16 protein-coding genes are annotated in these 12,961 nt (G+C 63.5%); 11 read left to right on the forward strand and 5 right to left on the reverse strand.

Features of this window, described 5'->3' with window-relative positions; all coding sequences use genetic code 11:
- The first annotated feature begins 32 nt into the window (after window positions 1–32).
- Entirely contained in the window at window positions 33–842 is an 810-nt protein-coding gene (locus NKH89_RS21750) for an alpha/beta hydrolase (protein ID WP_352483488.1), read from the forward strand.
- Window position 843: 1 nt separating this feature from the next.
- On the opposite strand, the gene NKH89_RS21755 is transcribed toward NKH89_RS21750, so the two are convergent.
- Window positions 844–1,146, reverse strand: coding sequence for a BolA family protein (locus NKH89_RS21755; RefSeq protein ID WP_023721132.1), 303 nt, complete (start codon window positions 1,144–1,146; stop codon window positions 844–846).
- A gap of 133 nt (window positions 1,147–1,279) precedes the next feature.
- Between NKH89_RS21755 and NKH89_RS21760 the strand changes: the two genes are divergently transcribed.
- From NKH89_RS21760 to NKH89_RS21785, 6 genes are all read left to right on the forward strand, one after another.
- A complete protein-coding gene (locus tag NKH89_RS21760; protein ID WP_036238769.1) occupies window positions 1,280–1,909 on the forward strand; it encodes a J domain-containing protein in 630 nt (209 codons plus the stop codon).
- 123 nt (window positions 1,910–2,032) lie between these two features.
- A complete protein-coding gene (gene cobS, locus NKH89_RS21765) occupies window positions 2,033–3,019 on the forward strand; it encodes a cobaltochelatase subunit CobS (RefSeq protein ID WP_023721131.1) in 987 nt (328 codons plus the stop codon).
- An 11-nt stretch (window positions 3,020–3,030) separates the two neighbouring features.
- Complete coding sequence (gene cobT / locus NKH89_RS21770; RefSeq protein WP_023721130.1) at window positions 3,031–4,929, forward strand: cobaltochelatase subunit CobT; 1,899 nt, start codon at window positions 3,031–3,033, stop codon at window positions 4,927–4,929.
- Window positions 4,926–5,951 (forward strand): esterase-like activity of phytase family protein, encoded by a 1,026-nt coding sequence (locus tag NKH89_RS21775; RefSeq protein WP_352591175.1) that lies wholly within the window; start codon window positions 4,926–4,928, stop codon window positions 5,949–5,951. The genes cobT and NKH89_RS21775 overlap by 4 nt, the downstream gene beginning before the upstream one ends.
- 191 nt (window positions 5,952–6,142) lie before the next feature.
- Window positions 6,143–6,511 (forward strand): ArsR/SmtB family transcription factor, encoded by a 369-nt coding sequence (locus NKH89_RS21780; RefSeq protein WP_352483563.1) that lies wholly within the window; start codon window positions 6,143–6,145, stop codon window positions 6,509–6,511.
- Window positions 6,508–6,990, forward strand: coding sequence for an SRPBCC family protein (locus NKH89_RS21785; protein ID WP_352483490.1), 483 nt, complete (start codon window positions 6,508–6,510; stop codon window positions 6,988–6,990). Before NKH89_RS21780 ends, NKH89_RS21785 begins: the two co-directional genes overlap by 4 nt.
- 55 nt (window positions 6,991–7,045) lie before the next feature.
- Here NKH89_RS21785 and NKH89_RS21790 read toward each other — a convergent pair whose 3' ends face one another.
- The 3 genes from NKH89_RS21790 to rpmB form a co-directional block, all read right to left on the reverse strand.
- Complete coding sequence (locus NKH89_RS21790) at window positions 7,046–7,717, reverse strand: spermidine synthase (protein ID WP_352909891.1); 672 nt, start codon at window positions 7,715–7,717, stop codon at window positions 7,046–7,048.
- A gap of 83 nt (window positions 7,718–7,800) precedes the next feature.
- Complete coding sequence (locus NKH89_RS21795; RefSeq protein ID WP_352909894.1) at window positions 7,801–8,481, reverse strand: queuosine precursor transporter; 681 nt, start codon at window positions 8,479–8,481, stop codon at window positions 7,801–7,803.
- A gap of 75 nt (window positions 8,482–8,556) precedes the next feature.
- Entirely contained in the window at window positions 8,557–8,853 is a 297-nt protein-coding gene (gene rpmB, locus NKH89_RS21800; protein WP_023721124.1) for a 50S ribosomal protein L28, read from the reverse strand.
- Between the two features lie 617 nt (window positions 8,854–9,470).
- Between rpmB and NKH89_RS21805 the strand changes: the two genes are divergently transcribed.
- The 4 genes from NKH89_RS21805 (at window position 9,471) to NKH89_RS21820 (ending at window position 12,339) form a co-directional block, all read left to right on the forward strand.
- Entirely contained in the window at window positions 9,471–10,262 is a 792-nt protein-coding gene (locus tag NKH89_RS21805) for a DUF3108 domain-containing protein (RefSeq protein WP_352495630.1), read from the forward strand.
- A 40-nt stretch (window positions 10,263–10,302) separates the two neighbouring features.
- Window positions 10,303–11,208 carry an aromatic amino acid exporter YddG gene (gene yddG / locus NKH89_RS21810; protein ID WP_352495629.1) on the forward strand — a complete coding sequence of 302 codons (906 nt, stop codon included), beginning with the start codon at window positions 10,303–10,305 and terminating at the stop codon, window positions 11,206–11,208.
- Entirely contained in the window at window positions 11,208–11,876 is a 669-nt protein-coding gene (locus tag NKH89_RS21815; RefSeq protein WP_352495628.1) for a lysoplasmalogenase family protein, read from the forward strand. The genes yddG and NKH89_RS21815 overlap by 1 nt, the downstream gene beginning before the upstream one ends.
- Window positions 11,877–12,057: 181 nt before the next feature.
- Window positions 12,058–12,339 (forward strand): MerR family DNA-binding transcriptional regulator, encoded by a 282-nt coding sequence (locus tag NKH89_RS21820; RefSeq protein ID WP_352909897.1) that lies wholly within the window; start codon window positions 12,058–12,060, stop codon window positions 12,337–12,339.
- Between the two features lie 184 nt (window positions 12,340–12,523).
- Here the strand turns inward: NKH89_RS21820 and NKH89_RS21825 are convergent, their stop codons facing one another.
- Window positions 12,524–12,952 carry a cupin domain-containing protein gene (locus tag NKH89_RS21825; protein WP_352591166.1) on the reverse strand — a complete coding sequence of 143 codons (429 nt, stop codon included), beginning with the start codon at window positions 12,950–12,952 and terminating at the stop codon, window positions 12,524–12,526.
- Window positions 12,953–12,961 lie beyond the last annotated feature (9 nt).

Genomic DNA, 12,961 nt, shown 5'->3' on the forward strand with positions numbered 1-12,961 from the left:
GCCTTATGGCAGCCGTGGGCAGTCAGGAGTCTATGACAATCGATCGGCGAACCCTGCTTCTGGTGTCGATGGCGGCGCTGCTGCCGGGTCAGGCTGCAGCGGCATTGCAGCTGCGTCCGCCATCACCCGAAACCTTCGACTATGGGCCGGCCAAGCTCGACATTTATTCCCGCGATGGCGCAAGCGGCCTGCCGGTCGTCTTTTTCGTCCATGGCGGCGCCTGGCGGGTCGGCAACCGCAACAACGTCAACTCCAAGCCGCAATTCCTGCTCGACAATGGCTTCTGCTTCGTCTCGATCGACTACCGGATGCTGCCTGAAGCCGACGTCGCCACCCAGGCCGCCGATGTCGAACTGGCGTATCGCTACGTCCGCGCCAACATCGCCAGCCATGGCGGCGATCCGGACCGGATCGTCGCGATGGGCCATTCGGCCGGCTGCCATCTCGTCGCGCTGACCGGCCTGCGCGGCGGCCTGCCCGGCGTCGCGGCGCTGGTCCTCGACGATACCAGGGCCTATGATCTGGAGGCGTTGGCCAGGAGCGGCGGCATGGCAGGGGTCTATGCCCGCGCCTTTCCCGATCCGGCGCAGTGGCGGGCGCTGTCGCCGGTCACCTATGTCGACGGCCGCAAGCATCCGCCGACGTTCATCGCCTATTCGCGGGCGAAAACCCGCGCGGCGGACGCGCAGGCCTTTGCCGGGCGTCTGGGCGCCACCGGAACCAGGGTCACGCTGTTCGATGGCAGCGCCTATTCGCACATGTCGATCAATCGCGACTTCGGCACCGAAGGCGATGCGTTGACCGCCGCGGTGATGGCTTTCCTGAGGGCGAGCCTCGGCTGAGTTACCAGCGGGTCTTTTCGCCGGGCGCCGCCGGCTCGATCGCCAGGGCATGGACGCCGGATTTCAATTCCTCGGCCAGCAATGCGTTGACGGCGCGGTGGCGTTCGACGCGGCTCATGCCGGCAAAGGCGGGCGCGACGATGCGGACGCGGAAATGCGTCTCGCCGGTGCCGTCGAAGGTGGCGTGATGGCCGGAATCCAGATGATGATGGCCGGCATGGAGATGGCTTTCGTTGATGACGGCCAGCCGTTCCGGCGAAAACGCCTTTTTCAGCTTGTCTTCCATCGTTGCCTGTATGGACATCGCCGCTTCCCTTCACCACATCTATGTCATCGCACAAAATTCGCCGTTCGCCGGTTTTATGCCGCGATTCAGCGGTTAGGGCGATCATCGCGAAAATGTCAATTCTTGTTTCGCATCAGCGAACAGCCCATAAATGGGTGAGATGAAGCCGTACCCAAAATATTTCGAAAAGATTCGCATCCGCCCGGAGAAGGACGCGGAGCTGAAGTCGCGCTCACCGATCTGCCAGTGGGATGGCTGCAAGGAGGCCGGCACCCACCGCGCCCCGGTGGGACGCATGAAGGAAGGCGAGTACTTCCAGTTCTGCTTCGATCATGTGCGCGAGTACAATAAGGGCTTCAATTATTTCTCGGGCGTTCCCGACACCGAGATTGCCCGCTTCCAGAAGGAGGCCATGACCGGCCACCGGCCGACCTGGAAAATGGGCGTCAACGGTGCTTCGACACGCTCCTCGCCCGACTTCGCCCAGGCGCGCTCCGGTCGCGCCGGCTACTACAACCGCATGCGCGATCCGTTCGATCTGTTCAAAGGCCCGAAGGACCCGCGCGAAGCACGCGAGCGCAAGGCCAAGCCGCTTGAGGCCAAGGCACTGGAAACGCTTGGCCTTGATACAAAGGCGACTGGCAAGGATATCAAGGCGCGCTATAAGGAACTTGTGAAACGCCACCATCCGGATGCGAATGGCGGCGACAGAGGTTCGGAAGACCGGTTCCGCGATGTGCTCCAGGCCTATCGCGTGCTCAAGCAGGCAGGTTTGTGCTGAGCGACCTTACGGTTCGTGTCGCTTTCCAACTTTCATAAGGTTGGAAAAGGCTCTAAGACCGCCCCCGAACAAAATCGATTGCCAGCGAAACGCGGCGTTTCGCTTGTGGAGACGTTGATAGAGATGAACAAGGTCGATCGCGATATCGCCAACCTGCCCGACACCACGGTGTCGGTGAAGGAGACATTCGGCTTCGACTCCAAGATGGTGGTGCCGGCCTATTCGGTGACGAGCGAGCATGTGCCCGACATCGACCCGGACTATCTGTTCGACAAGAACACGACCATGGCGATCCTCGCCGGCTTTGCCTACAACCGCCGGGTCATGGTGTCGGGCTATCACGGCACCGGCAAATCGACGCATATCGAGCAGGTCGCCGCCCGCCTCAACTGGCCCTGCGTGCGCGTTAATCTCGACAGCCATGTCAGCCGTATCGACCTCGTCGGCAAGGACGCCATCGTCGTCAAGGACGGGCTGCAGATCACCGAATTCCGCGACGGCATCCTGCCCTGGGCCTATCAGCACAATGTTGCGCTGTGCTTCGACGAATACGATGCCGGGCGTCCGGACGTGATGTTCGTCATCCAGCGCGTGCTGGAATCGTCGGGCCGGCTGACGCTGCTCGACCAGAGCCGGGTCATCCGCCCGCATCCGGCCTTCCGGCTGTTTTCGACCGCCAACACGGTTGGGCTGGGCGACACCACCGGACTCTATCACGGCACCCAGCAGATCAACCAGGCGCAGATGGACCGCTGGTCGATCGTCACCACGCTGAACTATTTGCCGCACGACAATGAGGTGAACATCGTGCTGGCCAAGGCCAAGCACTATCGCGACGGCAAGGGCAAGGAGATCGTCAACAAGATGGTGCGCGTCGCCGACATGACGCGCTCGGCCTTCATCAACGGCGATTTGTCGACGGTGATGAGCCCGCGCACGGTCATCACCTGGGCCGAGAATGCCGAGATCTTCGGCAATATCGGCATGGCGTTCCGGCTGACCTTCCTCAACAAATGCGACGAGCTGGAACGCTCGCTGGTCGCCGAGTTCTACCAGCGCGCCTTCGGCGAAGATCTGCCGGAATCGGCTGCCAATGTGGTGCTGGGCTAAGCAGAGTCTCGATGGCGGGTCCGGGCGACAACACGCGAAACAAATCCAAGACCGGCGCTGAGAACGACAGCTTCAAGCGCGCGGTTACCGTCTGCATGCGCGCCATCGCCGGCGACAAGGACCTCGAAGTCGGCTTCGCCAAGGACCGGCCGGCGCTGGCCGGCAGCCGCGCCCGGCTGCCCGAACTGCCGAAGAAGGCATCGAAAGCCGATATCGCCATCACCCGGGGGCTCGGCGATTCCATGGCGCTGAAGCGCGCCTGCCATGATGCGCGCATCCACACCAGGCTGGCGCCGGAAGGCAAGCAGGCCCGCGCCATCTATGACGCGGTCGAGCAGGCCCGGGTGGAGGCGATCGGTTCTCGCGCCATGCAGGGCGTCGCTGACAATATAGGCTCGATGCTCGAGGACAAATACGCCAGGGCCAACCTCGTCGACGTCAAGGACAAGGCCGACGCGCCGATCGAGGAAGCGCTGGCGCTGATGGTGCGCGAAAAGCTGACCGGCCGCACTGTGCCGAAGAGCGGCGAACGGCTGGTCGATCTCTGGCGCCCCTGGGTCGAGGAAAAGGCCAGCGCCGACCTCGACGGGCTGTCGGCAAAGCTCGACGACCAGCAGGCCTTTGCCCGCGTCGTGCGCGAAATGCTCGCCTCCATGGAAATGGCCGAGGAACTCGGCGACGACCAGGAGACGGAAGACTCGGAGGACAACGACGAAAACCAGCCGCAAGGCGAGGAGCAGAGCGAGGAGGGCGGCGAAGACGATTCCGGCTCCGAGCAGTCGCAGTCCGAAGATACCGAGGCATCGTCCGACGACGAGCAATCGGCCGAGACCGAGGCCTCCGACGCCACTGCCGACGACCTTTCCGACGATGACGACGCCGACGCGGAGACGCCCGGCGAGGCGCGCCGCAACGACAATCCCTTCACCAATCTGCCGAAAGAGATCGACTACAAGGTCTTCACCACGGCCTTCGACGAGACCGTAGGCGCGGAGGAACTGTGCGAGGAGGAGGAGCTCGACCGGCTGCGCGCCTTCCTCGACAAGCAGCTCGCCAACCTGTCCGGCGTCGTCGGGCGGCTGGCCAACCGGTTGCAGCGCCGCCTGATGGCGCAGCAGAACCGCTCCTGGGATTTCGACCTCGAAGAAGGTTATCTCGATCCGGCACGGCTGGTGCGCGTCGTCATCGACCCGATGCAGCCGCTGTCCTTCAAGCAGGAGCGTGATACCAAATTCCGCGACACGGTGGTGTCGCTGGTGCTCGACAATTCGGGTTCGATGCGCGGCCGGCCGATCACGGTCGCGGCGACCTGCGCCGACATCCTGGCGCGCACGCTGGAACGCTGCGGCGTCTCAGTCGAAATCCTCGGCTTCACCACCCGCGCCTGGAAGGGCGGGCAGGCGCGCGAGAAATGGCTGAAGGAAGGCAAGCCGCCGAACCCCGGCCGGCTCAACGATCTGCGCCACATCATCTATAAATCCGCCGACCATCCGTGGCGGCGGGCGCGCCGCAATCTCGGCCTGATGATGCGCGAGGGCCTGCTCAAGGAAAACATCGACGGCGAGGCGCTGCTTTGGGCGCACAACCGGCTGATCGCGCGGCCGGAGCAGCGCAAGATCCTGATGATGATCTCGGACGGCGCGCCGGTCGACGATTCAACGCTGTCGGTCAATCCGGGCAATTATCTCGAGCGGCATCTGCGCGCCATCATCGAGCTCATCGAGACGCGCTCGCCGGTCGAGCTTTTGGCCATCGGCATCGGCCACGACGTCACCCGCTACTATCGCCGCGCCGTCACCATCGTCGATGCCGAAGAACTGGCCGGCGCCATGACCGAGCAACTGGCCTCGCTGTTCGCCGAGGAAACCGTGCGCGACACGCGGCGCGGCGGCATGCGGCGCGCCGGATGATTTTTTCCCGCGGCGGCCTTTGGCAGACGCTTTTGGCCGCCATTGCGTTGTCAGGCATCAGTTTGGCGCCGGCTGTCGCTGCCGGGCCGGCCCCGGTCGAGCCGGCCGAAATCTCGGCACGGCCGATCAGCGAATTCCATATCGGCCGGCCGGACAAACAGTTCGGGCCGCTCGAATTCGTCGGCGGGCTCGAAATGACCTCGCCGACGCGCGATTTCGGCGCGCTGTCGGCGCTTCGGTTCCTCAAGCCGGGCAGCGATTTCATCGGCGTCGCCGATACCGGCTTCTGGTTCTTCGGCACCCTTGTCCACGATGCCGACAAGCGGCCTTCCGGCATTCAGAATTTTCGCATGCAGCAGATGGTCGATGCGGCCGGCCAGGCCATCGACCTGAAATGGGCGGTCGATGCCGAAGGCCTCGCGGTCCAGGACGGCATCGCCACGGTCGGCTTCGAGCGCGATCACCGTATCGCAGAGGTCAAGATCGATCCGGACGACATGAAGGCGCCGTTCAAGCAATTGGACTTCCTGATCCCGGCCTGGGAACTTCGCCGCAATCGCGGCTTTGAGACCGTCGCCCGCGCCCATCCTTACGGACAGCACGCGGGCGGGCTGGTCGTGGTGTCGGAAAAGAGCCTCGACAAGGCCGGTAACATCTTCGCGGCGATCATCGAAGGGCCGCATAAGGGCGTCTTCACCGTCAAGCGCAATGGCGACTTCGACATCACCGACGGCGCCTTCCTGCCGGATGGCGACCTGTTGCTTCTGGAGCGCAGTTTTTCGATGGCCGGCGGCGTCAAGATGCGGCTGCGGCGCATCTATGGCGAAAGCGTCGAGAAGGGCGCCGTCGCCGACGGGCCGGTGCTGCTTGAAGCCGACATGGATTACCAGATCGACAACATGGAAGCGCTCGACGTCTGGACCCGCGACGACGGCGCGCTGATCGTGTCGCTGATGTCCGACGACAACCACTCGATCCTGCAGCGCAACCTCTATCTGGAATTCATCCTGCACGAGGATTGACGCGCGATCGGCCATTGATCGGCTGTTGGCGATGCTGGCATTTCCGCGCCGTTTCGCAGCGCATGCAATTTCCCATGGCGATTTCCCCTCGCAATGACCCGCGTCGCGCGTTTCCAACCGGCTCTCACCATCTGCAAAAATACTTTAGTTGTGGCTTGACAATTTGTGTCATCGGCGAAATACTCAAGTCCATGCTTAACTATTCCGAGATCGACAGCATCCTGCGGGCTCTTGCCGAGCCGACGCGGCGGGCAATCCTGGAAAGGCTGGGCCGCGGGCCGGCCACCGTCAGCCAGCTGGCGGAGCCGTTCGGCATGACCTTCGCCGCGGTGCTCCAGCATCTCCAGGCGCTGGAAGCGTGCGGGCTGATCCGCAGCGAAAAAATCGGACGCGTGCGCACCTGCCGGATCGAGCCCGGCGGGCTCGCCCCGCTCGCCGACTGGATCGCCGCGCGCCGCACGCCGGCCGAACGCCACCTCGACCGTCTCGGCCAGATTCTGGCGGAGACTGACCAACCGAACGCAACACTCCACGACCAGGAAAAGGACGAAGAGAAATGAACCAGATTGCGCCCGTGAACGACCACTCCGTCATCCATTCGACCTTCACGATCGAGCGGACCTATCCGCAATCGCCCGAGCGCGTCTTCTTCGCCTTTTCCGACAAGGCGACAGTGCGGCGCTGGCGCGTCGAAGGTGACGGCTTCACCATCGCCGAGTTCACCTTCGATTTCCATGTCGGCGGCGGCGAGGTTTCGCGGTTCAGCTATCAGGGCGGCCCGGAAATCAGGCTCGATGCGCAGTTCCAGGACATCGTCCCTGACCGACGCATCGTATTTTCCTACCGGATGGCGGTCGGGCCGCAGCCGCTGTCGGCGTCGCTCACCACCGTCGAGCTCGCACCCTCCGGCGACGGCACTCGCCTGACCTATACCGAACAGGGTGCGTTTTTCGATGGCATTGATTCAGCGCAAGGACGCGAAGAGGGCACGCGCGGGCTGCTGCAGGCGCTCGCGGCCGAGCTTCAGAAAGCGAAGTAGTAGGTGTCGGCATGCCGGGCGGAGCCCAAACAGCAATCCGCCCGAATTGCTTCCGCTATGCTTTACTCGCGAGCCAGACGATGTGACGAGCGCCGCGCTTGCCGTGAGCCCGCACCTTAACCTCGTTGACCGTGAAGCCCGCCTGCTTGAGCCTTCGGGTGAAACCTGCGTCAGGGCCCTGCGACCAGACCGCCAGCACACCGCCGGGCTTGAGCGCGGCGCGTGCGGCGTTGAGGCCGGTGCCGCTGTAGAGCGCATCGTTGGCCTTGTAGACGATGCCCTCGGGACCGTTGTCGACGTCGAGCAGGATCGCGTCCCAGGCCGATGCTTGCGAACGGATGAGCTGACCGACATCGGTCTCGTGAACACTGACGCGCCGGTCGTCAAGGCAACCGTCGAAAACCTCGGCCATCGGGCCGCGCGCCCACGTCACGACTGCCGGCACCAGTTCGGCAACAGTGACCTGCGCATCGTCGCCGAGCTCGGCCAGCGCCGCGCGCAAGGTAAAGCCCATGCCCAGGCCGCCGATCAGGATGCTTGGGTTCCGGCGGCCGGCAATCCTTTGACGGGACAGTTTGGCCAGCGCCTCTTCGGAACCGCTGAGCCGACTGTTCATCAGCTCGTTGGCGCCAAGCATGATCGAGAATTCGCCGCCGCGCCGTTTCAGGCGAAGCTCCTGTCCGCCGTCAGGCGTTTTTGCCGAGTCCAGCTGAAGCCAGGGGATCATGCTCGATAGTCTTTGAGCATGATCTTGTCCGAAAACCGGTTCCCACTTTTCGCTAACGCGGACCTTCGGTTCGGGATCATGCTCTATGCCGCCAGTGCCGGCTGGCTCCAGCGGGCGGCAAGCAGCCGGTAAGGGATCAGCGCTACCACCGCTATGATCAGCTTGACGCTGAGATCGCCGAGCGCCCAGGATATCCAGCGCATCGTCTCGACTGGCAGCATGCCCATGAGCGGTGCGGTCTCCAGCGCAAAGCCATCGTTCGGCCCGGCGAAGGCGAAAGCCGCCGCGAAGGCGACGGTGAAAAACACCACCGTATCGAAAACGGAGCCGACCAGCGTGCCGACGATCGGCGCGCGCCACCAGCTCTGCCGGCGCAGTCGGTTGAACACGGTGACGTCGAGCAATTGCGCGGTGAGGAAGGCCGCACCCGACGCCGCGGCAATACGCACCAGCCGGTCGGCGGCGGTCTCGAATTCGATCAGGCCGTGGCGAAACAGCAAGGGCGGGATGACGATCGAGCAGACCACCGCTGTCATGAACCCGACAAAGACGATCCTGCGCGCCACCGCCGCGCCGTAGCGGCGATTGGCGAGATCGGTGACCAGGAAGGAGAACGGATAGGTGAAGGCGCCCCAGGTCAGGATGTCGGCCAGCGACAACCCGCCGATTGCGCCCTGCATCGGAAACTGCACGAGGATGTTCGAGGCCACGACGACGAGCGCCATGGCGGCCACGAAGGGCAGGTATCGCGAGAGGAAAATCATTTTTTTATCCTGGGTAATGGAACCAGCGGAACGCGATCCGGAGTTCGGATCGGAAGGCGGCTGCCGCCGAAAAATTCAGGCGGCCGGCTGTTCGGCGAGCTTCTTGGCGATCTGCTTCTTCAACAGGCGCGCGCGCTGCGACAATTGCTTGGCATCGGCCTTGGCCAGGAAGGCATCGAGGCCGCCGCGATGCTCGACCGAACGCAGCGCGTTGGCCGAAATGCGCAGGCGCACATTCTGGTTCAGCGCTTCAGAGATCAGCGTCACATTGACGAGATTGGGCAGGAAGCGACGCTTGGTCTTGTTGTTGGCGTGGCTCACATTGTTGCCGGACATGACTGCCTTGGCAGTGAGTTCGCAGGTGCGGGACATGATACTAACCTTCGGTTCTCGGTCCTGGCCAAACATTCGACCCGCGCCGGGTGGCGCGCGGTTTCGGTCAGGCGGCCTTATGGAAAAAGTTGGCGTTCCATAGTTGCATTTCGCCGATGCGTCAAGCTTGGGGTTGGTTCGGGAGAGGGAATTACACCTTCAAGAGATGAGCACCAGTGGCGAAGCTGCCGATCTCCCCGCTTGCGGGGGAGATGGCCGGCAGGCCAGAGGGGGTGCTGTCCCTCCGACTTAGCTCCGTTGCAGCCAAAACTCTCGGCACTGGGAGGATAAGCTGGATCTTGGCGATCCTTCCCACCCCCTCTGCCCTGCCGGGCATCTCCTCCGCAAGGGGGAGATCGACAAATTCATCGAGCGCCACATTTTGTTCTTGCTTTGTGCCGGCAGCTATGCTACTAGTTTGGGTATGGTGCTGATTCGCGCCGACGACCCGCCCGCCGAGGCGGGTTTTTCATTTCTGGCTTCCGTCACCTCCCACCGACCAGCCCCAGCGTTCCCTGCCGACGCCGCCTTCACATAAAGGCCGGAATTCAGCCTATAAGCGGTCACACAGGGACATGCCAGATCGCCCGTCTCCGGTCGACAATCAAGGACCCGCCATGCCTCGTTCTTTCCTCCATGCCCTGGTCGTGCTGTTCGCCGTCGCGCTGTCGACGACGGTTTCGGCCGCCGAGCCGCAATCCTTCACGGGCGAGTATTCGGTGTCGTTCCTCGGCCTTTCCGTGGCCAAGGCGAAATTCTCCAGCCATTACGAGGGCGACACCTATTCGATCGAGGGCAGCGTCTCCAGCGCCGGGCTCGCCACATTGTTCGACGATACGCGAGGCACGATCTCATCGAAGGGCAAGATTTCGGGCAAGCAGTTGCAGCCGCAGGCGTTTCGCGCCGACTACACGTCCGGCAAGAAGGCGTCGATGATCGACATCCAGTTTGCCAACGGCGTGGTCACCTCGACCAAGGTCGTGCCTGAGCCAAAGAAGCGCAATCCCGAGAATTGGATACCGCTGGTCGGCAGCGATCTCGTATCCGTCCTCGATCCGATGGCCGCGACCGTCATCCATGCCGACAGCCTCGACCAGGTCTGCGGGCGCACGGTGAAGCTCTATGACGGCGAAATGCGTGCCGATCTGAAACTGACCTACGAGTCGAAAGGGTCGATCTCGGTGGCCGGCTACGAGGGCGATACGGTCACCTGCAGGCTGGGTTTCGAGCCGGTGGCCGGCTACCGCAAGAACCGCAAGGCGCTGAACTACCTGAAGAAACGCAGCCGCATCATGGTGACGTTTGCACCGGTCGGCCAAAGCGGCGTATATGCGCCGATCCGCGCCACGGTCAGCACGCAAATCGGCCCGTTGACGGTCAGCGCGGAGCGGTTCGAAGCAGACGAATAGGCGTGATGGTGCGCCGCCAATGGGCCACGGGGCGACGGGTATGGCGCGCGCAACACTGATCGGCTTCTCCGCGGTCGCCATGTGGGCGCTGCTGGCGCTGTTTACGGATGCTTCGGGTTCGGTGCCGCCGTTCCTGCTTTCGGCAATCACCTTTACGATCGGCACCTGCGTCGGCCTGGTTGCCCGGCTGTTCATGCCGGCAGCCGATGGCGCCGCGAAGATACCGCGCCAAGTCAAAATACCACGCAAAGTCTGGGTGATCGGCATTGCCGGCCTGTTCGGCTACCACTTCTTCTACTTCACCGCGCTGCGCAATGCGCCGGCCGTCGAGGCCAGCCTTATCGCCTATCTGTGGCCGCTGCTGATCGTGCTGGGATCGGCGCTGATGCCTGGCGAGCGGCTGGCCTGGAACCATATCGTCGGCGCGCTGCTCGGCCTTGCCGGCACGGTCCTGATCGTCACCAAGGGCGGCGGACTTGCCTTCGATGCACGTTATGCCTTCGGCTATGCGATGGCCGCCGTCTGTGCCGTGTTGTGGTCGTCCTATTCGCTGTTATCGCGGCGCTTCCCGTCGGTGCCGACCAGCATCGTCACCTGGTTCTGCGCCGCCACGGCGGCACTTTCGCTCGTCTGCCATCTGTTGCTGGAAGAAACGGTGCTGCCCAACGGCGCCGGCCAGTGGCTGGCCGTGCTCGGCCTCGGTCTGATGCCGGTAGGGGCGGCGTTCTATGCCTGGGACATCGGTGTCAAGCGCGGCAACATCCAGGTGCTGGGGGCGGCAAGCTACGCCGCGCCGCTGCTGTCGACACTGGTGCTGATCGCCGCCGGCTTCGCCGAGCCGTCATGGCGCATCCTCGCCGCCTGCGTGCTGATCACCGGCGGCGCGGCACTGGCGGCGAAATCGCTGTTGCTGCGCAAGAGGGCCACGAGCGAGGCAAACGCTTGATGCCGTTTCCCGGCGGCATCGATGCCAATGCCAATGCGACGCTGCTGTTTTCATTGGCGGCGGCGGTGATCTATGCGTTCAGCCTCGGCATGCCGCCGCGTCTTTCGCGGTCGGCGGCAAGGACATTGGCGGTGGCGATGCTGGCGGTGCTGGTCGTGCAGCAGAGCGGCCCATGGCTGCTCGTCGCCGCACTGGGCGTCAGCGCCGTCGGCGACGCCTTCCTGTCGCGCGACGGCGAGAAGGCATTTCTTGGCGGCGCGGCCAGTTTTCTTGCCGCGCATGTGCTTTACGTCGTGCTGTTCCTGCGTGCCGGCGGCGGCCTCGGGCTGCTTTTGGCCGAGCCGTGGCGGGCAGCGATCGTGCTGGCGATGGTCGTGTTGGCGCTGGCGATGGTTTTCGCGCTCCGGCGCCGCGTCGGCCCGGCACTGCGCCTGCCGATAGGCCTTCGTGTGGCGGCAATCCTCGCCATGGGCATTGGCGCGCTTACCCTGAGTAGTGCCTGGGTCATCGGTGGCGTCGCCCTGCTCATATTGTCCGACGGGCTGCTTGCCGCGGAAAAGTTCCTGCTGCCCGCCATCTCGCCGCACCGTGCCTGGATGCGCCATGCGGTCTGGGCGCTGTATTACGCCGGTCAGCTGGCGATCACCCTGGGTTTCGTTTTAGGCTAGGCATGTCGATATTCAGATGATGCCGGCCTGCAAACGGCGAAAGATCCGACGCTTGGTGCCCATGGGCAAGCCTTTGTGACGCAATCCTCGAGGTCGTCAGATCAGAGGGTAAAAATTCTCGCTTGACCTAGAGCTGCTCCAGCTTGGTAGCCTAGCGCACAATCGGCAGGGTAGGCGACACATGCGCATTTCGGAGGCGGCAGCTACAAGCGGACTGGGTATCGACACTATCCGCTATTATGAAAAATTGGGTTTGCTTCCGAACGGCGCGCTCGGCGGTTTTGTCCTTGGTGCGGCGATCGAGATGCCGCGCGGTCTTCGCATCAATGTTGTGAGTCCCGGACTTCTGGACGTGTCGTGCCGAGATATGGCGAGTGGTTCCCCGGTCACGAGCCCGTTTCGTCGAAACGGGTGGGGCTCGCCTATGCGAAGAGCGTGGAAGGGGCCATCACCGGCCAAGTGATCATCGTCGGGTAGTTTCGCAGAAATCCTAAGTGTTGGGACATATTGGTCGCCCCCTGAATATCAAGGGTAGTTTCCGTTGCAAAATTTCGGAGGTTCGAGAGTGACTCTTGCGACAACCTGAACGACGGCTTTCCATCCTGAGCGGCTGTTGTCGTTGGGTACCAAGCGTCAGGTCTTCACCACTACGGCGTGCCCGGCAGCCAGCCTGGTTCGGCCAGTTCGAAGGCGGAGAAATCGAAACCCGGCGCCACGGTGCAGCCGACCAGGGTCCATTCGCCGAGGCTGCGTGCTGACTGCCACCAGCCTGCCGGCACGACGATCTGCGGCCGCTCGCCTGCGGCAAGCGCCGTGCCAAGGATCTCCTCGATGACGGGACCGCCTTCTCGATGTATCGACAGCGCCAGCGGCGCACCGTCATAGAAGTGCCAAACCTCGGCCGCGTCCTTGACCCGGTGCCAGGCCGACAATTGGTCCTTCTCCAGAAGGAAATAGATCGCCGTCGAATGGCCGCGCGTGCCTGCCGCGCCGTCGCGAAAGGTTTCGGCATACCAGCCGCCTTCCGGATGCGGCTTCAGGCCGAGCAGGGCGATGATTTCGGCGGAACTGGTCATGCCCTAGCT

Source organism: Mesorhizobium sp. M0923 (genome assembly GCF_040319365.1).
GTDB lineage: Bacteria > Pseudomonadota > Alphaproteobacteria > Rhizobiales > Rhizobiaceae > Mesorhizobium.